The organism is Amycolatopsis sp. lyj-23 (assembly GCF_046549135.1).
GTDB lineage: Bacteria > Actinomycetota > Actinomycetes > Mycobacteriales > Pseudonocardiaceae > Amycolatopsis.
Genome location: NZ_JAJPWN010000018.1, coordinates 77,611 through 98,397, shown reverse-complemented (window position 1 = coordinate 98,397; position 20,787 = coordinate 77,611). Strand labels below are relative to the sequence as shown.

Sequence of the window (20,787 nt, the reverse complement as noted above, 5' to 3'; positions counted from 1 at the left end):
GGCTCAGGTCTCCGCCACCAGTTCACGGATCCGCGTCGCGAGCAGCGTGTTGTCCGCCGGGGTGACGGTGGCCCACTCGCGGCCGTCGCCGTCGCGGCTCACCTGGAACAGGTAGCGGCCCGAGTCCGTGTCGAAGAACGCCACCACCCGGCCGGCCCGGTGCACCACCCCGTCGCGCGTGGTGCGTTCCGCGCCGAACTGGCCGCGGGCCTGCTGGCCCAGCAGCATGCCGGCGAGCTCCTGGGCCTGGAACAGCGGTATCCCGCGGTCCTCCAACGCCGTGACCATTGCTTTCGCGTCGCCCTTCGCTGCCGCGTCGGCGGCTTTCACGACGTCGTAGGGGAGGCTGACCGTCTGGCCGATGCCCGGGCCCAGCTCGCCCGCCACCGAGACCGCCGCCTCCGCCAGGCCGTCCTCGGTGGCCGGGATCAGCCAGACCTCGCCGTGGTCGACCACCGCGAGCACCGCTTGGCTGCGCAGGCTGACCGCGCGGCCGCGGATCTCGCGTTCGGCCCACACCCAGACGTCGATGCCGGACTGCGGGCGCGCGAGCAGGTGCAGCCAGTCGGCCAGCTCGCCGGACACCCGCCGGTTGCGGGCCAGTCGCCGCTCGCTCAGCGACGCCCACGCCGACTCCACCAGCTGGAGCCGCTCGGTGCGGGTGGTGCCTTCGCTCGGCACGTCGAGCGCGACGTGCCGGCGGGGCAGCTCGAGGGACTCCCAGAGTACGTCGAACTCGAGGGCCGACAGGACGAGCGACACGGTCAGCGCCCGTCCCCGCCGTGGTCGCCCAGCACGTCAGGAGAAACCATCCGCTGGTCGGCGAACAGGTCCTGGTCGTCGACGCCGTAGCGGCGGACGTGCTCGGCGTCCTCCTCCTGCGGTGCCGCCTCGGCCAGGAACCGCGCCTCGCCCGGCTTCTGCTTCGGGCTGATCTGCTCGGACTTGCGCAGCGCGACCGCTTCCTCTTCGGGCAGCTCGCCGACCGGCAGCGGCCGCACCGGGCCCTTGGGCTGACCCTTCTCGCGCCGCTGACGTTCCTTGTCGCCGCTCAACGCGCCGCCGGCCGCGCCCGCGCCGACCGCCGCCGCACCGGCGCCGATCTCGCCGGGCGTCGCGCCGGGCCTGGCGGTGAAGCCGCGTTCGGCCGTGTACTGGCCGGGCTGGAGCGGGGCCTGCGGGAGCGCGCCGACCGTGCGGCCCTTGGCCAGCAGGCCGTCCGGGCCGCGACCGGCCGCGGAACTGTCGATGCCGGTCGAACCGCCGGCCGCGCCCCCGCCGCTTCCGCCGCTTCCGCCGAGCGACTTGATCGGCGCGGTCGGCGGGGCCGAGCCGGGCGGCAAACCGCCGGGCGGCAGCGCGCCGGGCGCCCCCGGCGGGACGAACTGGTCGCCCTGGCCCGCGGTCAGCGGGCCGGGGGTGAAGCGGCCGGACGGGTCGCCGGACGAGCCGCGGCCCGGGGTGTGGACCCAGCCCGGCGCGGGCGCCGACGTCGGCGGCTTCGCGCCCGACGGCGTCGTCGCGGAACTCGGTGTCGTGTGCTGGGCGGCCGCCGCGCCGGCCGAGCCGGTCGAGCCGCTCTGCCGCGGCGGCTGCTGGGCCGCGCGGGCGGGCTGCTGCGCCGCGACGCCGTACACCGGGGTCGGCGGGTCGGCGTGGACGGTGTGGGACACCGGCTGCACGACCGGCGGGTCGACGTGCACCGACCGGACCCGGTCCGAGGCCGGTTTCACGCCGCCGTCCGGCGTCACCGCGACCGCGGCGCCGGCGACGTCCAGCACGCCCGGCGCGATGCCCGGGGCGGCGAGCTTCAGCGACTCCGGGTCGGACAGCGCCTGCGTCGACAGGAGGTTTGTGCCGCTCTGCTGCGCGTACTCGTTCAACGCCTGCTGCGCCTGGGCCTTGGCGTCGTTCGCGGCCTCGACCTGGCGGGCGTGGTCGGTTTCGAAGCCGATGAGGCTCAGCAGCACGCTATCGGTGAGGGTGAAGCCGCCCGCGCCCTTCCGGACCGTTTCGGCGTCCGGCAGCTTGTACTTGGTCCGGTTGAACGCCTCACCCTGCTCGAACACCATTTCCGCGGCGTGCGCGACCTTCGTCGTGGCGTCCTGGGAGAAGCCGGCCTGCTCGGTGAACACCTGGCTCGCCGCGCCGCCGGCCTGGCTCTGCCACTCGACGCCGAGCTTGAGCAGCTGGGCGCGCAGCGTCTGGTCGGTGTGGGCGAGCGCGGTCGCGACGGCCTTCAGCGCGTCGACGGCGGTGCCGATGCTGCCGGTGCCGTCGCCGTTGATCATCCGCGTGATCTGGTCGGCGATCGCGGTGTTGGTCCAGCCGTCGAACCGGTGGTTCTGGATGCCGGCCGCGAGCTCGGAGAATTCCACGCGCCCTCCCTAGTTGCGTGCTTTCAGGGTCTGCAACGCCAGGTCGGCGGCGTGGGCCGACATGTCGCACAGCTGCGGCTGCGTGAGCCGGCCGCGGGTGATGGCGAAGGTCTGGACGGCGAGCGTCCGGTCCTTCGCGACGCCGACGAGCGTCTCGCAGTCGGCCGGGTCGCCGGCCGCGCGGTGGTTCGTCAGCGCCGGGTACCCACCGATCGCCGTCGGCTCGGTGGTCATGCTGTTCTTCTTGCGGTTGCCGGTGATCCACTGGTCGAGGTCCGCCTGCACCGCCCGGACGTGGTAGGAGTGCACCGGCTCGGCGCCGTCGGCGTCGAACACGCACACCGGGCCGTCCGGCTCCGTGGCCGGCCGCGGGTTGCTGGTGATCTTCAGCGCGTCGAGCTGCACCTGCGGGAAGATCTCGCACAGGTCGACGCCCTGCAGCGACAGCTCGGCCGGGCGCTTCGGCAGCTGGGCGGCCTTGGCGCTCTGCGACGCCGCCGTGGCGGCCGTTTCGACCGGGTACGGCGTGCCGTCGGTGCCCGCGGAGCAGCCGGCGAGCGCCGCCGTCGCGAGCACGCCCCCGGCGATCCGCTTACGCACCGTGCTTGCCGCGGTCACCGAATGCCGCCGCCTTCTCCTCGTCGCTGACCTTGTAGTCCTTCGCGGCGTCGCGCAGCTGGGAGACCAGGCGCTTGAGGCCGGCGACGTACTCGCGGACCTGCCCGGCGTAGGAGCGGTCGCCGTCGGCGATCAGGGTGTTCCAGGCCTGCACCGACTGCGTGCTGATCACGTCGGCCGACGGCGCGTCGATCCGCAGCTGGCCGAGCCGGGTCAGCAGCTGGTCTTCGAGGGCGTTGGCCTGCTCTTCGACGATCCGGGCGACGTCGAGGAGCTTGTCCGGGTGGACCAGGACGTCCGCGGCCGCCGGTGCTACGGGGACAGCCGAGCTGAGGTCGTACGAGGGTCCTGACATGCGCTCCCCTGACGTCATACGGACAGTGACCGGCCGGTTCCCGTCGAGGCTACCAACGCGGACGTGGTGGCAGCCTGAGTTTGGACGATGAGTGCGCCCGGCCGGTTCCCTCGATCCGTGGAATCAGGCGCGCTGTTTCGCCGTCGGGGCGCTGATCTCGCCGTTCGCCGCCTTGAGCGCGATGTCCGTGCGGTGGTGGGAGCCGGCGAGGTGGACCTTTTCGACGGTTTCGTAGGCGTGCTTGCGCGCCGACTTCAGCGTCTTGCCGGTGCCGACGACCGAGAGCACGCGGCCGCCGGAGGAGACGACGGCGCCGTCGTCTCGGCGGCGGGTGCCGGCGTGCAGGACGCCTTCCAGCTCGGCCCCGGTGATGACGTCACCGGTGCGCGGCTTGCCCGGGTAGCCGTCGGCGGCGATCACGACGGTGACCGCGGCGCCGCCGGACCACTCCAGCGGCGGGTGCTCGGCGAGCTTGCCGGTGGCGGTGGCGTGCATGAGGCCGGCGATCGGCGTGCGCAGCAGCGCCAGCACGACCTGCGTCTCCGGGTCGCCGAAGCGGCAGTTGAACTCGATGACCTGCGGGCCCTCGGAGGTGAGCGCCAGGCCGGCGTAGAGCAGGCCGGAGAAGGACGCACCGCGGTTCACGAGCTCGTCGGCGACCGGCTGGACGACCGTCTCGACCAGCTCGTCGACCAGGTTTTCCGGCGCCCACGGCAGCGGCGAGTACGCACCCATGCCGCCGGTGTTCGGGCCCGCGTCGCCGTCGCCGACGCGCTTGAAGTCCTGCGCGGGCAGCAGCGGGACGACGGTGCCGCCGTCGACGAAGCAGAACAGAGAGGCTTCCGGTCCGTCCAAATAGGACTCCAGGAGGACCGGGTGGCCGCCGTCGAGCAGCATGATGGCGTGTTTGCGGGCGACGTCGTAGTCGGTCGTGACGACGACACCCTTGCCGGCGGCGAGCCCGTCGTCCTTGACGACCCAGGTCGGCCCGAACCGGCCGAGCGCGGCATCGAGGCGCGCGGGGTTGTCGACGACCTCGCAGCGCGCGGTGGGCACGTTCGCGGCGGCCATGACGTCCTTCGCGAAGGCCTTCGACCCCTCGATCCGAGCGGCGGCGGCCGACGGGCCGAAGCAGGCGATACCGGCCTTCCGCACGGCATCGGCCACACCGGCGACGAGCGGAACCTCGGGCCCGACCACGACGAGATCGGCCTGCCAGCTCTTCGCGAGCCCGGCAACGGCCTCGGGATCGGCGGCTTCGACACCGAGCTGTTCGGCGACCGCGGCGGTCCCGGCGTTGCCGGGGGCACAGGCCAGGGCGGTGACGGCGGGATCACCGGACGCCGCGAGGACGAGTGCATGCTCCCGGGCGCCGGAGCCGATTACCAGTACGCGCACGCCGCACAGCGTATCCGGCCGGGTGGGCGGGGGGACATCGCACCATCGCCGGGGACAGTCGTGGGGCTTGTGCTGGTCGGCTGCGGCTGGGCGCGGTGGGGCGGGTTCGGCCGGGTTTGGCAGGCCCTGCTCGTCCGCCACAGCGACCTGCGCCCGCCGCAGTCGGCCAGGCGAACAGCGTGACCGGCGCGCCGAAGCACCACCGGCGGCCCCACCCAGACCTCCCCCCGCCACCCCAAGCCGGCCCGCGAGCGAACAGGAGTCCACGCGCCGTTTACCGCCTTGACCGGTCAGGTACGTACTTCGGACGCTTGCGACATCGAGGGTGACGCGGGTAGTCAGGGCACACCCTGTAGGAAAGAGGTCACCAGATGAAGCGCAAACGTGTCGGCATCCTCGCTCTGGCCGGGCTGGCGTTGCTGAGCGTCACCGGGGTTGCCGTCGGGTCGGCGAGTGCCGCCGAGAGCGGGTCCGGCGATGCGGCCGCGCGGGGGCGGGGCCACGATGAGCCCGTGATCATCGGACACCGCGGCGCGCCCGGGTACCGGCCGGAGCACACCCTCGCCTCCTACGAGCTCGCCTTCCGGATGGGGGTCGACTGGGTCGACGTCGACCTGGTGCCGACCAAGGACGGGCAGCTCGTCGCCCGGCACGAGCCCGAGATCGGCGGTACGACCGATGTCGCGAAGCACCCCGAGTTCGCGAACCGGAAGAAGACCGTCGTGCTCGACGGGGTCACCACCACCGGGTGGTTCACCCAGGACTTCACCCTCGCCGAGCTGAAGACGCTGCGCGCGGTCGAGCGCATCCCGCAGAACCGGCCGCACAACACGCTGTACAACGGGCGCTACCAGATCGCCTCCTACCAGGAGGTCCTCGACCTGACCAGGCGCCTCGGCCGCGAGCTGCACCGGACGCTGGGCACCTACCCCGAGGTCAAGCACTCGACGTTCTTCCAGTCGATCGGCAACCCGACCGAGCCGAAGCTGGTCGCGATCCTCAAGCGCAACGGCCTCGACCGGCCGGACGCGCCCGCGATCATCCAGTCGTTCGAGGTGTCGAACCTGATCGCGCTGCACAAGCAGGTCCGCACACCGCTGCTGCAGCTGACGTCGGCGAGCGGTGCTCCGGCGGACTTCGTCGCGAAGGGTGACAAGCGCACGTACGCCGACCTCGTCACGCCGCAGGGGCTGCGCGAAGTCGCGAAGTACGCGAAGTACCTCGGGCCGGACAAGGCGCAGGTCATCCCGCGGGACAAGAACGACAACCTGGGCACACCGACGACGCTCGTCGCGGACGCGCACCAGGCCGGCCTGAAGGTCCAGCCGTACACCTTCCGGAACGAGAACCCGTTCCTGCCCGCCAACCTGCGGTCCTCGGCCCAGCCGGACGCCTACGGTGACGTCTTCACCGAAGAGGCCGCGTTCTTCCACGCCGGCGTCGACGGCTTCTTCGCCGACCAGCCGGACACCGCGCTCGAGTCGCTGCACGCGTTCCTGGGCTGGTAATCGCTTTGCCCCGGCGGGCGCTCCCGTGGACCCTGAGTCCATGGGAGCGCCCTTTTCCGGTGTCGTGCTGGTCAGCCGCGGTGACGAGGTCCTGCTCGCCGAAGCGGGCGGGTACGCGCACGTCGGCTACGGCGTCGAAAACACCCTCGACACCCGCTTCGCGATCGCCAGTGGCACCAAGGGTTTCACGGCTCTGGTCGTGGTCGGCCTGGTCGCCGAGGGCCGCCTGGAGCTGACGACGAAGGCGCGCGAAGTCCTCGGTGCCGACCTGCCGCTGATCGACGACCGCGTCACCGTCGAGCACCTGCTGACGCACACGTCCGGCATCGGCGACTACTGCGACGAAGAGGCGGACCCGCCGCCGACCCCGCTGCTGGCCACGTCGGCCGACTACCTCGCCGCGCTCGGCGGCTTCCCGCAGCAGTTCGCGCCCGGCGAACGGTTCCGCTACAACAACAGTGCGTTCGTCGTGCTCGGCCTGATCGCCGAACGGATCGCCGGCATACCTTTCGCCGACCTCGTGCGGACGCGCGTCACCGAGCCCGCCGGGATGACCGACACGGCGTTCCTCCGCTCCGACGCGCTGCCCGGCCGGACCGCCACCGGCTACCTGGAAGACGGCCGCACCAACGTGTTCAGCCTGCCGGTCGTGGGCCACGGCGACGGCGGGATCTACACGACCGCCGCCGACATCCGGAGGTTCTGGCCCGCGTTGCTCGAGGGCCGGATCGTGCCGCCCGCGTGGGCGGACCGGGTGCTGCGCCCGCACACGGACCGTTACGGGCTCGGCTTCTGGCTGCCGGGGCCCGGGTTGGTGCGGCTGGAGGGCGGCGACTCCGGCGTCTCGTTCCGGAGCACGCACCGGCCGTCGTCGGGTGTCACCGCGACCCTCATCTCGAACAACCACCGAGGTGGCGGGCCCCTGCTGCGCCGGCTGGACGAGTTCTTGACGGAGGCTTGACACCCTCCGGGACCGGGGCTACCTTCGGCGAATTCAATGGTCTGGCCGCATACCTTTCAAGAGGTGCCCGATGGATGTTTCCGACCAGCAGACCACCCCCGACCACGCCGACGAAGACAGCGCGCGCCTGCACCAGCTGGGGTACGCGCAGGAGCTCAAGCGGACGATGTCGGCGTTCTCGAACTTCGCCGTCTCCTTCACGATCATTTCGATCCTCTCCGGCTGTCTCACGCTCTACGGCTTCGGCATGAAGACCGGCGGCCCGGCCGCGATGATCTGGGGCTGGCCGCTGGTCGGGGTGTTCGTGGTCCTGGTCGGGCTCGGCATGGCCGAGGTCTGCTCCAGCTACCCGACCGCCGGCGGGCTGTACTACTGGGCCGCGAAGCTGGCGCCGAAGAACGGACCCGCGTGGTCGTGGTTCACCGGCTGGTTCAACCTCATCGGGCAGATCGCGGTGACCGCGGGCATCGACTTCGGCGCGGCGCTGTTCCTCAACGCGTTCCTCGACCTGCAGTTCGGCTTCGCAGCGACGCCGGGGCACACGATCCTGCTGCTGGCGATCATCCTCGTGGTGCACGGGCTGCTGAACACCTTCGGCGTCCGGATCGTGGCCATCCTCAACAACGTCAGCGTGTGGTGGCACCTGATCGGCGTGCTGGTGATCGTCGGCGTGCTGGTCTTCGTGCCGGCCAAGCACCAGGACGCCTCCTTCGTCTTCGGCAGCTTCGTCAACCAGACGGGCTGGGGCTCGACGTTCTACGTCTTCGCGCTCGGCCTGCTGGTCGCGCAGTACACGCTGACCGGCTACGACGCCTCGGCGCACATGACCGAGGAGACGAAGAGCGCGGCGACCGCCGGGCCGCGCGGCATCGTCATGTCGATCGTGGTCTCCCTCGTCGCCGGCTGGATCCTGCTGGTCGGCCTGACGTTCGCCATCCAGGACTACGACGGTGCGGTGAACTCCGCGACCGGCGTCCCGCCCGCGCAGATCTTCATCGACGCCACCGGCGCGGTCACCGGCAAGTTCCTCCTGCTGATCTGCATCGGCGCCCAGCTGTTCTGCGGCATGGCGTCGGTGACCGCGAACTCCCGGATGATCTACGCCTTCGCCCGGGACGGCGCGATCCCGGGCTCGGGCTTCTGGCACCGGATCAACAAGCGCACGCAGACGCCGACCAACGCCGTGTGGCTCGCCGCGGGCGGCGCCCTGGTGCTGGCCCTGCCGTACCTGTGGAGCGCGACCGCCTACGCCGCGGTGACGTCGATCGCCGTGGTCGGGCTGTACGTGGCGTACGTGATCCCGGTGTTCCTGCGCGTCCGCCGCGGCGACTCGTTCGAGCCGGGCCCGTGGACGCTCGGCCGCTGGGGCAAGCCGGTCGGCATCATCGCGACGGTGTGGGTCGCGCTGATCTTCGTGCTGTTCATGCTGCCGCAGGTGTCACCGGTGACGGCCGATTCGTTCAACTACACGCCGATCGCCTTCCTCGTGGTGCTGGGCGGGGCTGCCCTGTGGTGGGTGGTTTCGGCCCGGAAGTGGTTCACCGGACCGAAGGTCCAGGGTTCGGAGGCGGAACTGGCCGCGGTGGAACAGGAGCTGAAGGAGCTGGGCTGACGCTCGGTGAACACGTAGCAGCCGGAGTGCCGTCGGTGCACGTCCTCCGCCCAGGGTGTGAACGGAAGTCGAGCAGAGGCCCGCGACCTGCGGAAAGATCAGGCTCGTGGAAATTCTGACGCTGATGGGCGTGCTCGCCGGTTCGCTGGCGCTGACGGCGGTCGCCCGGCGCTACAACCTGTCCGCGCCGCTGCTGGTGGTGGTCGTCGCGCTCGGCGTCGCGCTGATCCCCGGTGTGCCGCGGTTCGAGCTGGAGCCCGAGCTGGTGCTCACCACCGTGCTGCCGCCGCTGCTCTACTCGACGTCGCTCGAAAGCTCGCTGACGCACTTCAAGCGGGCGCTGCGGCCGATCGTCGCGCTGGGCGTGGTGCTGGTCGCGCTGACCGCCCTGGTCGTCGCGGTCGTCGTGCACCTGCTGCTGCCGGACGTGCCGTTCGCCTCCGCGCTCGTCCTCGGCGCGGTGGTGGCGCCGCCGGACGCGGTGACCGCCGTCGCGATCGGGCGCAAGCTCGGCCTGCCGCGGCGGGTGATGACCGTGCTGACCGGCGAAAGCCTGGTGAACGACGCCGCCGCGCTGACGCTGTACAAGGTCGCGCTCGCCGCCGTCGCGGGCACCGCGGGCTCGGCCGGGCACGGGTTCGCGGTGTTCGGGGTGGCGACCGTGCTGGGCATCGGCGTCGGCCTGGCCATCGGCGCGCTCGTGGTGCTGATCCGGCGGCAGCTCGACGACCCGCTGGTGGAGTCGGCGTTCGGGATCATCGTGCCGTTCGCCGCCTACGTCACCGCCGAGCACCTGCACCCCTTCAGCGACGACTTCAGCGGGTCCGGCGTGCTCGCCGTCGTCGCGGCGGGCCTGCTCCTGGGCCACCGCGCGCTGTACGCCTCACCCGCGACCCGCATGCAGGACAGATCGGTGTGGGCGTCGATCGACGTCCTGCTGGAGGCGCTGGTGTTCGCGCTGATGGGACTGCAGCTGCCCTTCGTGCTGGACGGCGCCCAGCACGCGGCCCGCGACAACGGCACGCTCGTGCTGGGCGCCGCGGCGGTGCTGGTGGTGACGATGCTGGTGCGGATCCCCGCGGTGTTCGTGTCGGCCTACCTGCCGCAGACGGTCCGGCTGTTCGGCCGCGACCGCGAGGCGCCGTCCTGGCGGACGCTGGCGGTGGTGTCGTGGACCGGCATGCGCGGCGTCGTCACCCTCGCCGCCGCGGCCGGCGTCCCGGCCGCCACCCCGGGCCGCGAGGAGATCCAGCTGTTCGCGTTCACCGTCGCCATCGGCACGGTGCTCATCCAGGGGCTGACGTTGCCCCTGCTGATCCGGGCGCTCAAGGTCGAAGACCCCGAGGAAGTATCGCGCGACGAAGAGGAAGAGCTCGCCGCACGCGAAGTCGCGAAGAAGGCCGCGCAGGAGCGGCTGCGCGAGATCAGCCGCGAGCGGCTGGCTTCGCTGGACCTGCCCCAGGAGAAGGTCGACCGGCTGAAGGAGCGTCTCCAGCGGCTCATCGACACGCGCTACCGCTTCGCCAAGGCCGCGATCACGCTGTCCGGCGAAGACCGGTCCGGCAGCCCGCAGGCCCAGTTCGCGAAGGCCCGGCGTGAGCTCCTGATCACCCAGCGCAAGGCGATGATCGACGAGAACCGCGCGGGCCGCCTCGACGACGAAGTGCTGCGGAAGGTGCTGCGGGAGCTGGACCTGGAGGAGATGTCGGTGACGGCGACCCTCACGAACCGAATGAGCTGACGACCTCCCAGGTCCGGAGCCGCTCTTCGCTCGACCGGATGCCGGTCTGGGAGACGAGGACGTCGGTCGCGCCGGCGTCGTAGTACCGCTGCAGGCCGTTCAGCACGGTCTTCTCGTCGCCGATGAGCGCCAGGTCCGCCGGGTGGCCGACGCCTTCGACCTCGAGAATCCGCCGGTACGACGGGATCTGCGCGTAGAAGCCCATCTGCGCCACGGCGAGCGCACGGACGGCGTCGGGATCGTCGGTGACGATGGCCGGGACGGCGGCGATGATCCGCTTGCCTTCGGGCAGGGCCGGCACGATTTCCCGGGAAAGCGCTCTCGGGCCGGCCAGGAACGGCAGCGTGCCGTCGGCGAGCTCACCGGTGACGCGCAGCGCCTGCGGCCCCATCGCGGCGACGATGACCGGGATGTCCCCGCCACCGGCCACAGTGGACGGACCCGGCGGGTGCGCCTGGACGGTCTCGCCGTCGAAGTCGACGGCGTCCCCGGCGAAGACCTGCCGCAGGACGGTGAGGTACTCGCGCAGGTGCCGGATCGGCGGCGGGTACTCGACGCCGTAGACGGGCCCGAGGAAGCCCTTCGACCCCAGCCCGATGCCGAGGGTGAAGTTCCCGCCGGTGGCGGCCTGCGCGGTCACCGCGGCACTGGCGACGAGCAGGGGGTGGCGCGGGTAGGTCGGGACGACGGAGGTGCCGACCTCGAGGCCGGGGTTTTCCCGCCCGGCCAGCGCGGCGACGGCGATGGCGTCCTGGCTGAGCGGGAGCTGTGAGAACCAGACGGACTTGAGGCCCGCGTCGGCCGCTTGGCGGGTCTGGGCGAGCAGCTCGTCGACGAGGTTGGGCGCCGAGCCGGTGTCGCCCGCGGGGAGCGTGACTCCGATGGTCATGTTCCCAAGCTAGCGAGCCGCGCCACCGGTTTCCGGCTTCCCAGGACTTGAGAACCCGAGCGCGGCACCCGGGATTCGCCCACTCTGTGGCGAAACCGATCACCCAGGAGAGCCCCATGTCGCTGACCGAAGTCATCGAAGGCACCCGCAAGGCCGTCGACGCCGATCCGCACAACGCTGCCGTCTCCTTCAGCGTCGGCCACGTTCTCAAGCCCGGCACCAGGACCGAGGTCGAGGTCAAGGTGCGGGACCACACCTTCACCGTCGACGAACCGGCCGCGCTCGGCGGGACCGACCAGGCCGCCAACCCCGTCGAGTACGCGCTGGCTGCCCTCGGGTCCTGCCAGGTCATCACCTACCAGTTCTGGGCGGCGAAGCGCGGGATCCCGATCGACTCCATCAAGGTCACCGTGGACGGCGACCTCGACCTGCACGGCTTCTTCGGCTTCTCCTTCAACACCCGCCCCGGTTTCGGGGACGTGCGGGTGTCGGTCGAGCTCGACGGGCCGGCGAGCCGGGAGCGCTACGAAGACCTCAAGCGCGAGGTCGACGAGCACTGCCCGGTGCTCGACCTGTTCCGCAACGAGACGCCGGTCAGCACCAAGCTGACCTAGACGAACTGGTGGCGGACGATCGTCTGGTCGCGGCCCGGGCCGACGCCGATCGCGGAGATCCGGGCGCCTGAAAGCTCTTCCAGGCGTTCGACGTACGCGCGCGCGTTCGCCGGGAGCTCCTCGAACGTGCGGCACCCCGAGATGTCCTCGAACCAGCCCGGGTGCTCTTCGTAGATCGGGATCGCGTGGTGCACGTCGGTCTGCGTCATCGGCATGTCCGGCGTGCGGAATCCGTCGACTTCGTAGCCGACGCACACCGGCACCTTCTCCAGCCCGGACAACACGTCCAGCTTCGTGAGGAAGTAGTCGGTGATGCCGTTGACGCGCACCGCGTACCGCGCGATCACCGCGTCGAACCAGCCGGTGCGCCGGGAGCGGCCGGTCGTCACGCCGAACTCGCCGCCCTGCTTGCGCAGGTACTCGCCGGACTCGTCGTGCAGCTCGGTCGGGAACGGGCCGGAGCCGACGCGCGTGGTGTAGGCCTTGAGGATGCCGAGCACCGTCGTGATGCGGCCCGGCCCGATGCCCGAGCCCGCGCTCGCGCCGCCGGACGTCGGGTTCGACGACGTCACGAACGGGTAGGTGCCGTGGTCGACGTCGAGCAGCGTGCCCTGCGACCCCTCCAGCAGCACCGTTTCGCCGCGCTCGAGGGCCTGGTTGAGCTGCAGGCGCGTGTCGGCGATGCGGTGCGCGAACTTCTCGCCCGCCGCCAGCACCTCGTCGGCGACCTGGTCGGCGTCGAGGGCCTTGCGGTTGTAGACCTTCACCAGCACCTGGTTCTTGAACTCCAGCGCGGCTTCGACCTTCTGGCGGAAGATCTTCTCGTCCAGCAGGTCCTGCACGCGGACGCCGACGCGCGCGATCTTGTCCTGGTAGCACGGCCCGATGCCGCGGCCGGTGGTGCCGATCTTGCGGCTGCCGAGGTACCGCTCGGTGACTTTGTCGATGGCCACGTGGTACGGCATGATCAGGTGCGCGTCGGCCGAGATCAGCAGCTTGGACGTGTCGACGTCCCGCGCTTCGAGACCGGAGAGCTCTTCGAGCAGCACACCCGGGTCGACCACCACGCCGTTGCCGATGACGTTCGTCACGCCCGGGGTCAGGATGCCGGACGGGATGAGGTGCAGGGCGAAGTTCTCGCCGTTCGGCAGGACGACCGTGTGACCGGCGTTGTTGCCACCCTGGTAGCGGACGACCCACTGGACGCGGTCACCCATCAGGTCGGTGGCCTTGCCCTTGCCTTCGTCTCCCCATTGGGCACCGATGAGCACGATGGCCGGCATGTGACACTCCAGGTGTTCGACGACTGAGGTTTAGTGTCCCGGACGGACACCGGTGGCGCTGACGAAATGCCGGTGCATGACTGTAACGGAGGACCCGCGGGTGCGCGGAATCGTGGTGGCCTGTGGCGACGACGCGGCCGGCTTCGAAGAAGTCGACGACGTCGAGTCGATCCGCGTGCCGAGCCGGCCCGGCAAGGCGGAAATCGACCCCTTGCTGGGCGAACACGATCACCTGGTCGTCTCGGGCACGGATGCCGACCTCGCCGCGGTCGTGCTGCGCCTGCTCCGGAAGGACGCGCTCTCCGGCGTGTCGGTCGGGTTCGTGCCGTCCTCGCCGGACTCGGTCGTCGGCGCCCTCTGGGGCCTGCCGCAGACGCCGCTGCGGGCGCTCGCGCTGGCGTTGCGCGGCGAGGTCGACCCGGTGCCCCTGATCCGCGACGACGTCGGCGGTGTGCTCGTCGGGCGCGGGCAGCTGCGGATGGTCCGCGGCGTGGCCTACGCCGACGAGCAGGTGGCGCTGCGGGGCCCCGCCGCGTCGATCGAGGTGAGACCGGACCCGGGCGGCCCCGGCCTCGCCGTCCGCGTCGTGAAGGGCACGATCTTCAAGCGGCCGTCGACGCTGTACTCGCGGGCGTTCCAGATCGGCTGCATCCCGACCCGGCCGGTGCGTGACGACGTGGTGTTCGAGCGCGCGGTCAACAAGTGGACCTGGTACCGGCACACCGAGGACCTGCGGCTGGTCCGGGGCGCCGTCTGACGGACAGCAACCCGTCACCTATACGTGTTGTACCCGCCACTCCGGTGGTTCAGGGTGGGCTGTCCCCGCCCCTGACCCGGAGGCAGCAAAATGCCAACCAGGTGTGCTGTTCGTCATTCGTTCACCGTGCTGGCCGTCACCGCGGTCCTGTCCGGCACCCTGGCCGGGGTCGCGGACGCGACCCCGGCGGGCATCCCGTCGGCCACGACGGCGAAGTCCGAGCTCGCGGGGCTGACCGTCAAGGCCGACGGCTCGCAGACCGGCTACAGCCGCGACAAGTTCCCGCACTGGATCGACCAGGGCAACAGCTGCAACACCCGCGAAGTGGTGCTCAAGCGCGACGGCACGAACGTGGTGACCGACTCGAGCTGCGCCGCGACCTCCGGCAAGTGGTTCAGCCCGTACGACGGCGCCACCTGGACGGCGGCGTCCGATGTGGACATCGACCACGTCGTGCCGCTGGCCGACGCCTGGCGCACCGGCGCCTCCTCGTGGACGACCGCGCAGCGGCAGGCGTTCGCGAACGACCTCACCGACCCGCAGCTGATCGCCGTGACGGACAACGTCAACCAGGAGAAGGGCGACAAGTCGCCCGACGCGTGGAAGCCGCCGCTGGTCAGCTACTGGTGCACCTACGCGAAGATGTGGGTCGCGGTGAAGTACCGGTTCAAGCTGACGGTCAACTCCGCCGAGAAGACCGCGCTGACGGACATGCTCAACCGCTGCTGACGCCGGTACGCTCGGGCGGTGCGGATCCTGTTCACGTGCCGCCCGGCGTACGGCCACCTCTTCCCCCTGCTCCCCTTGGCGGACGCGGCGCGCGCGGCCGGGCACGACGTCGTCTTCGGCACCGGCGAGGCGTTCGTGCCGAAGGTGCGTGAGCTCGGCTTCGAGGCCCATCGCGTCGGCATCTCGATCCGCGAGGCGGAGGCCGAAGCCCAGCGGCGCCACGGCGCGGACGCCGGCTTCATCGACGTCGGCATCACGATGTTCGCCGAACTGCTGCCGCGGGCGACGATGGCGGACCTCCGCCCGCTGCTGCCCGCGCTGCGCCCGGATCTGGTGGTCTACGAGCAGAGCGACGTCGGCACCGGCGCACTGGCCCAGCGGGCGGGCGTCCCGGCCGTGTCGCTCGTGATCGGCCGGTCGATGCCGCCGGAGCTCCTGTCCGTCGCGGCCGAACGGCTCGCACCGCTCTGGGGCGAGCTGCCCGCGGACGCGATGCTGGGCGACACCTGCATCGACGTCTGGCCGGACAGCGTCCGCGACCCGGGCACAGCCGGCGTCCCGAAGGTGTTCCGGATGCGCCCGACGCCGTACGACGCCCACGTCCCGCTGCCTCCGCTGCCGGAAGACGGCTTCGTGTACCTGACGCTGGGCACGGTCGTCTTCGGCGCGACCCAGGTGCTGCGCGGGGCGATCGCGGCGTTGTCGCGGCTGCCGGTGGACGTCGTCGTGGCGGTCGGCCCGGGCGATCCCGCGGCGCTGGGCCCGGTGCCGGAGAACGTGCGGGTCGCCGGGTTCGTGCCCCAGGCGTCGGTGCTGGCGCACGCGGGCCTGGTGGTGCACCACGGCGGCACGGGGACGGTGCTCGGCGCGCTCGCGGCGGGGCTGCCGCAGCTGGTCCTGCCCCAGGGTGCCGACCAGTTCGCCAACGCGGAAGCGCTGTCGGCGCTCGGTGCGGCGAAGGCGCTGGTGGGGGACGCCGTCCGGATGCCCGCGATCGAAGCGGCGGCCCGCGAACTGCTGGCCGATCCGGCCGCGCGGCAGATCGCCCAGGGCATCGCGGCCGAGATCGCCGACCTGCCGTCGCCCGAGGTCGTCCTCGGCGAGCTCGTCAGCTGGGCGGGCTGACCAGCGCCAGGATTTCCCGCGCCACCGCGTCGTTCTGGCGGAAGGACAACGCGTTCGTCCGCGGCCGCGTGAACGCCGCCGCCGAGCGGGCGCTCGTGTGGGGGCCCACCGCGAACCGGTGCGGGTGGGGCCGTCCGGTGCCGTCGAGGACCCGGGAGTCCGACACGCGGGTGTGGATCCGGCCCGACGGCAGCAACGCGCCCGACAGCGGGTCCGCCACCGTCTCCTCCGCCAGCTCGCCCGCATCGCGCAGCTGCCGGAGGAGGCCGTCGGCGGCGCGGGTCACGCTCGGGCCCGGCAGCCGCGCTTCGATCAGCGTGCGGGCCTCGACCGTCTCCGGGTGGCTCGCCGACGTCGCCGCGAAGACGCCGCGGTCCGCCGTCACCCGCATGTCCGCGCCCGCGAAGGAAACCAGCCCTGCTTCGTGCAGCGCCAGCAGCTCTTCCAACCGGCGCGGCGGCGGCCCGCTGGCGTAGTAGGAGAAGAACCCGTGGAACCAGCCGTCCATGTCGGACACCTGGGACGCGGCCGCCAACCGTCCTCTTTGGACCAGACCGGGCAGCTGGCCGTACACCGACAGCAACGCCATGAAGGCGCCCAGGTCGGCGCTGAACTCCTGGTCCGCCCGACGCGCCAGGTCGGCCTCCACGTACTTGCGCAGTTCCTTGCCGAACTCCTCCGCCGTGCCGAAGGTGCGGTCCGCCATCGGCCGGTCCAGCCGGTCGAGGTCGAGCCGGTCGGCCTCGGCGGGCACCGCCCGCGCGACGAGCTCCCGCATGCCGGGCGAATCCCAGGCCAGGTCGGCGAAGGCGTCGGCGAACACCGCGAAGTCCAGGGTCACCCGGTCCGGGTGGCCGGTGAACAGCTCGCTGTAGTAACCCCACGCGAGTTCCTTCGCGATCAGCGGCCAGACGTCCGCGCGGAAGTCGAGCACGTCGCCGGCGAGCGCGTCGATCGCGTGGGCGTCGAAGAACCGGGGCAGCCGCAACGGTTTCCCGCGCAGCCGGTAGCCGATCTTCGCGTGGTAGGGCACCCCGCGCCGCGAGCCGACGTGCAGCACCGGCTCGGCGCCGCTCGGGTGGTAGCGCAGGCCGCCGCACGGGAGGTCCTCGAACCGGCCGCCGCGCCCCTCGGTCAGCAGCAGCATCAGGTCGACGAACGCCAGCCCGAACCCGCGCACCAGCACGGTTTCCCCGGGTTCGACCCCCGCGTAGTCGACGTCGGCGGTGTAGCCGGCCGGGTAGTAGGCCAGCCCGTGCCGCGCGGCGAACGCCACCAGCTCGCGCTCCCGTTCGTCGGGTTCCGCGTCGAGGTGCCCGACCGTGAAGACGACGGCGTCCGCGACGATCGCCGACCCGTCGGAGAGGCGGACGGTCCGGCCGTCGACCGCGACCGCGCGGGCCGCGTGTTCGACGACGCCGACGCCGTCCGGCAGGTCCGCCACGACCTGGCGGTACACCCAGGTGAGGTAGGCGCTCTGCAGGCGCCGGGTCGGGAAGTGGAAGGGGTCCAGGGCCGTCAGCTCGGCCACGACGTCGGGCGGCACGTCGGCGTCGAGCGCCCCGTCACGCACCTTCCGCGCCCACTCCAGCAGCGACGGCCCCGGCCGCACCGGGCCGGCCATCTTCACCGAGTCGTCGGTGAACATCGTGACGTCCTCGGGCATGGAGTTCATCCGCAGCAGCGGCGACTGGTCGTAGCGCCACACCCGGCCGGGCCCCGGCGGGAACGGGTCGATCAGGTGCACCTCGAGCCGCCGTCCGCCGAGCAGCTCCGCCGCGTTCGCGCCGAGCCGCTCGAGGACGCCGACCCCGCGGGGTCCGGCGCCCACGACAGCCAGGGTGAACGGCGGGGAATCGGCCACGGATCCGAAGCTACGCCGGGGTTCCGGCGCCCGAACCCTTTCTCACAGTGCGGAACCCATCCCCGCGGCCGCCACTGGTTCCACCCTGCGGACTCCGTTGCCGCGCCCGCCCGTCCCGGCGTAGCCGTGGGCAGTACCGACGGGAGAGAAGGTGACGGAATGCCGGTGGAGTTCCTGGGCATCGGGGGCACGCACGACGGGTCGGAGACGCACGCCCGCTCCGGCGGGGTGTTCGACAAGGAGTACACGCTGCGCCTGGCCCGCGCGCACGAAGACTTCGGCTGGGACCGGGTGCTGTTCGCCTACGGCTCCGGCTCGCCCGACCCCGCGCAGGCGGCCGCGTACGTCGCCACGAAGCTCGACAAGCTGCAGATCCTGCTCGCGCACCGCGCGAACGTCTCGTACCCGACGTTCGCGGCGAAGACGTTCGCGACGCTCGACCGGATCTCCGACGGCCGCCTGACCGTGCACTTCATCACCGGCGGCAACGACCACGAGCAGCAGCGCGAAGGCGACTTCCTGACGAAGGACGAGCGCTACGGGCGCACGCGGGAGGCCATCCAGATCGTCAAGCAGGCTTGGACGTCGGACGAGCCCTTCGACTTCGAAGGCCAGTACTACCGCTTTGCCGACTACGTCAGCGATGTCAAGCCTGTCCAGCAGCCGCGGCCGAAGGTGTCTTTCGGCGGCTCGTCGCCCGCCGCGTACGCCGCCGGAGGCGCCGAAGCGGACATCTACTGCCTCTGGGGTGAGCCGCTGGCGCAGACCGCCGAGCAGATCGAGTGGGTCAAGGCGGCCGCGAAAGCCGCCGGCCGCACCGACGTGCCGCGGATCCAGGTCGCGTTCCGGCCGATCATCGCGCCGACCGAGGAGCTGGCCTGGGAGAAGGCGTACGCCACCGTGGGGGCGATCAAGGACCGGACCAAGGGCGGCCAGCCGCTGACCCGGCGGCACAAGCTCACCGAACCGGAGAACACCGGCTCGCAGCGGCTGCTGGAGATCGCGGCCGCGGGTGAGCGCTTCGACCGCGCGCTGTGGACGCCGACCGCGGCCGCGACCGGCGGCGCCGGCAACTCGAACGCGCTGGTCGGGACGCCGGAGACGGTCGCGCAGGCCCTGCTCGACTACTACGACCTCGGCGTGGAGATCCTCTCCGCCCGCGGCTACGACATGCTCGGCGACACGATCGACTTCGGCCGGTACGTCATCCCGATCGTCCGCGAGGAGGTCGCCAAGCGCGACGCCGTCCGCGCCGCCGAGGCGGCCCGGACCCCCGCCGAGGACGCGCTCGCCGTCGACGGCTGACCTCCTGCTCCCCCTGGTAGCCACCTCGCGACCGCGAGGTGGCTACTTTTGCCCCTGGCGACCGACCAAGCGGTACGGAATGATCGATCGGTGACTCCTGAGCCACCGGTCAGACACTGGGGGCTATCGTCTGACCCGTTCGGGAAAGCTCCGTGACACTTCGATACCAGCGAAAGAACCTAGAGATTTACCAACAGTCACGGGACACTGGCTGAGGTAACTCACGTACCGTGACTGCCTCATGACCGACTGGTCGTCTCGTCACCGGAGGTCATGCGCGCGACGCGGTCTGCACAAGAGGTCGGGAGAAACGCATGGCAGCACCGCCGGATCGCGTCACGTTCCGCGAGGTGTTCGGGATCGCCGAGTTCCGGGCGCTCTGGTTCGGTGAGCTGCTCTCGATCGCCGGCGACCAGCTGGCCAGGGTCGCGCTGTCCATCCTCGTGTTCACCGGGACGAACTCGGCGGCGCTGACCGGCCTGACCTACGCCCTCACCTACGCCCCGTCGCTGCTGGGCGGCATCTTCCTCACCGGCTTCGCCGACCGCTTCCCCCGCCGCAGCGTGATGGTGCTCGTCGACCTGCTGCGAGCCGGCCTGATCCTGCTGGTGGCCATCCCGGGCATGCCGTTCTGGCTGATGTGCGTCCTGGTCGGCGGCGTTTCCCTGGTCAACCCGCCGTTCAAGGCGTCCCAGCTGGCGCTGCTGCCGCAGGTGCTCGAAGGCGACCGGTTCGTCGTCGGGATGGGCATCCGGAGCATGACCGTGCAGACCGCCCAGCTGCTCGGCTTCGCCGGCGGCGGCGCGCTGCTGATCGCCCTCGACCCGCACGTGGCGCTGGTCGTCGACGCCGCCACGTTCGTGCTCTCGGCCCTCTTCGTGCGCTTCGGCGTCCAGGCCCGGCCGGCCGCGGCCGCCGGTGAGCAGCGCAAGTCCTTCTTCGCGACCCTCGGCGGCGGCGGCCGGACGGCGTTCGCGAGCTCCCCGCTGCGGACGCTGGTGCTGTTCACCTGGCTGATGGGCCTGCTGCCGGTCTACGAGGGCATCGCGGCGCCGTACGTCTCGGCGGCGGGCGGCGGCCCCGAAGCGATCGGCCTGCTGCTGGCGGCGGACCCGATCGGCAGCGTCATCGCGACCTTCGCCTACACGCGCTGGGTGCCGGCGCGGCTGCGCCCGAAGCTGATCGGCCCGCTGTCGGCGCTGTGCGCCGTGCCGCTGGTGCTCTGCTTCCTGAACCCCGGGCCGATCTCGTCGATCGTGCTGTTCATCGTCTCCGGCGGCCTGGGCACGGTCTGCCTGCTGCAGGCGACGGCGTCACTGACCCTGGCCGTGCCCGACGAGCAGCGGGCGCAGGTGATGGGCCTGTCCAACACGGGCCTCACCACGATGATGGGCATCAGCCCGCTGATCGGTGGCCTGCTCGCGGATCAGCTGTCCCCGCACAGCACCGTCGGGATCTTCGGCGTCATCGGGCTCGTGCTCACGCTCCCGCTGGCGGCGCTGTGGGCGCGGGCCGTGGCGGGCGACCCCGGACGGTGGAACGACAAAGAAGCCGCACGCGCCGAACATGCTTGACATGCCCCGCGCGTGGGCTCGACCTGCGCGACCTTGCGGTGCGCTGTGCGGTCACTGTTCTTTGCCGCGCATCGCT

General features: G+C 71.6%; 18 protein-coding genes. 10 read left to right on the top strand and 8 right to left on the bottom strand.

Features of this window, described 5'->3' with window-relative positions; genetic code table 11:
* Positions 1-3: 3 nt before the first annotated feature.
* The 5 genes from ACLJPY_RS37525 to purD all read right to left on the bottom strand — a co-directional run bounded on the left by ACLJPY_RS37525 (position 4) and on the right by purD (position 4,749).
* The gene (locus ACLJPY_RS37525; RefSeq protein WP_410595747.1) at positions 4-762 is read right to left on the bottom strand and encodes an ESX secretion-associated protein EspG; all 759 of its coding nucleotides are present in this window, start codon (positions 760-762) and stop codon (positions 4-6) included.
* Between the two features lie 2 nt (positions 763-764).
* Positions 765-2,378, bottom strand: coding sequence for a hypothetical protein (locus ACLJPY_RS37520; RefSeq protein WP_410595746.1), 1,614 nt, complete (start codon positions 2,376-2,378; stop codon positions 765-767).
* Positions 2,379-2,387: 9 nt separating this feature from the next.
* Positions 2,388-2,954: a DUF3558 domain-containing protein gene (locus ACLJPY_RS37515; RefSeq protein ID WP_410595898.1), complete on the bottom strand. Its 567-nt coding sequence runs from the start codon at positions 2,952-2,954 to the stop codon at positions 2,388-2,390.
* Between the two features lie 16 nt (positions 2,955-2,970).
* On the bottom strand, positions 2,971-3,351 hold the full coding sequence (locus ACLJPY_RS37510; RefSeq protein WP_410595745.1) for a hypothetical protein: 381 nt from the start codon (positions 3,349-3,351) through the stop codon (positions 2,971-2,973).
* 123 nt (positions 3,352-3,474) lie between these two features.
* Positions 3,475-4,749 (bottom strand): phosphoribosylamine--glycine ligase, encoded by a 1,275-nt coding sequence (gene purD, locus ACLJPY_RS37505; RefSeq protein ID WP_410595744.1) that lies wholly within the window; start codon positions 4,747-4,749, stop codon positions 3,475-3,477.
* Between the two features lie 371 nt (positions 4,750-5,120).
* On the opposite strand from purD, the gene ACLJPY_RS37500 reads away from it, so the two are divergent.
* The 4 genes from ACLJPY_RS37500 (at position 5,121) to ACLJPY_RS37485 (ending at position 10,571) form a co-directional block, all read left to right on the top strand.
* Positions 5,121-6,257, top strand: coding sequence for a glycerophosphodiester phosphodiesterase (locus ACLJPY_RS37500; protein WP_410595743.1), 1,137 nt, complete (start codon positions 5,121-5,123; stop codon positions 6,255-6,257).
* 40 nt (positions 6,258-6,297) lie between these two features.
* The gene (locus ACLJPY_RS37495) at positions 6,298-7,218 is read left to right on the top strand and encodes a serine hydrolase domain-containing protein (protein WP_410595742.1); all 921 of its coding nucleotides are present in this window, start codon (positions 6,298-6,300) and stop codon (positions 7,216-7,218) included.
* 70 nt (positions 7,219-7,288) lie between these two features.
* Positions 7,289-8,830: an amino acid permease gene (locus ACLJPY_RS37490; protein ID WP_410595741.1), complete on the top strand. Its 1,542-nt coding sequence runs from the start codon at positions 7,289-7,291 to the stop codon at positions 8,828-8,830.
* Positions 8,831-8,936: 106 nt separating this feature from the next.
* A complete protein-coding gene (locus ACLJPY_RS37485) occupies positions 8,937-10,571 on the top strand; it encodes a Na+/H+ antiporter (protein WP_410595740.1) in 1,635 nt (544 codons plus the stop codon).
* On the opposite strand, the gene ACLJPY_RS37480 is transcribed toward ACLJPY_RS37485, so the two are convergent.
* Positions 10,552-11,460, bottom strand: a complete 909-nt coding sequence (locus tag ACLJPY_RS37480) for a TIGR03564 family F420-dependent LLM class oxidoreductase (protein ID WP_410595739.1) — start codon at positions 11,458-11,460, stop codon at positions 10,552-10,554. The two genes, ACLJPY_RS37485 and ACLJPY_RS37480, sit on opposite strands and share 20 nt — an antisense overlap.
* 116 nt (positions 11,461-11,576) lie before the next feature.
* Here ACLJPY_RS37480 and ACLJPY_RS37475 point away from each other — a divergent pair, with 116 nt between their 5' ends.
* Positions 11,577-12,074: an OsmC family protein gene (locus tag ACLJPY_RS37475; protein WP_410595738.1), complete on the top strand. Its 498-nt coding sequence runs from the start codon at positions 11,577-11,579 to the stop codon at positions 12,072-12,074.
* Here ACLJPY_RS37475 and ACLJPY_RS37470 read toward each other — a convergent pair.
* On the bottom strand, positions 12,071-13,357 hold the full coding sequence (locus ACLJPY_RS37470; RefSeq protein WP_410595737.1) for an adenylosuccinate synthase: 1,287 nt from the start codon (positions 13,355-13,357) through the stop codon (positions 12,071-12,073). The genes ACLJPY_RS37475 and ACLJPY_RS37470 overlap by 4 nt on opposite strands.
* A 112-nt stretch (positions 13,358-13,469) precedes the next feature.
* On the opposite strand from ACLJPY_RS37470, the gene ACLJPY_RS37465 reads away from it, so the two are divergent.
* The 3 genes from ACLJPY_RS37465 to ACLJPY_RS37455 all read left to right on the top strand — a co-directional run bounded on the left by ACLJPY_RS37465 (position 13,470) and on the right by ACLJPY_RS37455 (position 15,968).
* Positions 13,470-14,114, top strand: a complete 645-nt coding sequence (locus tag ACLJPY_RS37465; RefSeq protein WP_410595897.1) for a hypothetical protein — start codon at positions 13,470-13,472, stop codon at positions 14,112-14,114.
* Positions 14,115-14,204: 90 nt separating this feature from the next.
* Positions 14,205-14,843 carry an HNH endonuclease family protein gene (locus tag ACLJPY_RS37460; protein ID WP_410595736.1) on the top strand — a complete coding sequence of 213 codons (639 nt, stop codon included), beginning with the start codon at positions 14,205-14,207 and terminating at the stop codon, positions 14,841-14,843.
* Positions 14,844-14,861: 18 nt separating this feature from the next.
* Positions 14,862-15,968, top strand: a complete 1,107-nt coding sequence (locus ACLJPY_RS37455) for a glycosyltransferase (RefSeq protein ID WP_410595735.1) — start codon at positions 14,862-14,864, stop codon at positions 15,966-15,968.
* Here ACLJPY_RS37455 and ACLJPY_RS37450 read toward each other — a convergent pair.
* Positions 15,952-17,832, bottom strand: a complete 1,881-nt coding sequence (locus tag ACLJPY_RS37450; RefSeq protein ID WP_410595734.1) for an FAD/NAD(P)-binding protein — start codon at positions 17,830-17,832, stop codon at positions 15,952-15,954. The two genes, ACLJPY_RS37455 and ACLJPY_RS37450, sit on opposite strands and share 17 nt — an antisense overlap.
* A gap of 159 nt (positions 17,833-17,991) precedes the next feature.
* Here ACLJPY_RS37450 and ACLJPY_RS37445 point away from each other — a divergent pair, with 159 nt between their 5' ends.
* Positions 17,992-19,137, top strand: a complete 1,146-nt coding sequence (locus tag ACLJPY_RS37445; RefSeq protein WP_410595733.1) for an LLM class flavin-dependent oxidoreductase — start codon at positions 17,992-17,994, stop codon at positions 19,135-19,137.
* A gap of 314 nt (positions 19,138-19,451) precedes the next feature.
* Entirely contained in the window at positions 19,452-20,711 is a 1,260-nt protein-coding gene (locus ACLJPY_RS37440; RefSeq protein ID WP_410595732.1) for an MFS transporter, read from the top strand.
* Positions 20,712-20,787: the final 76 nt, after the last annotated feature.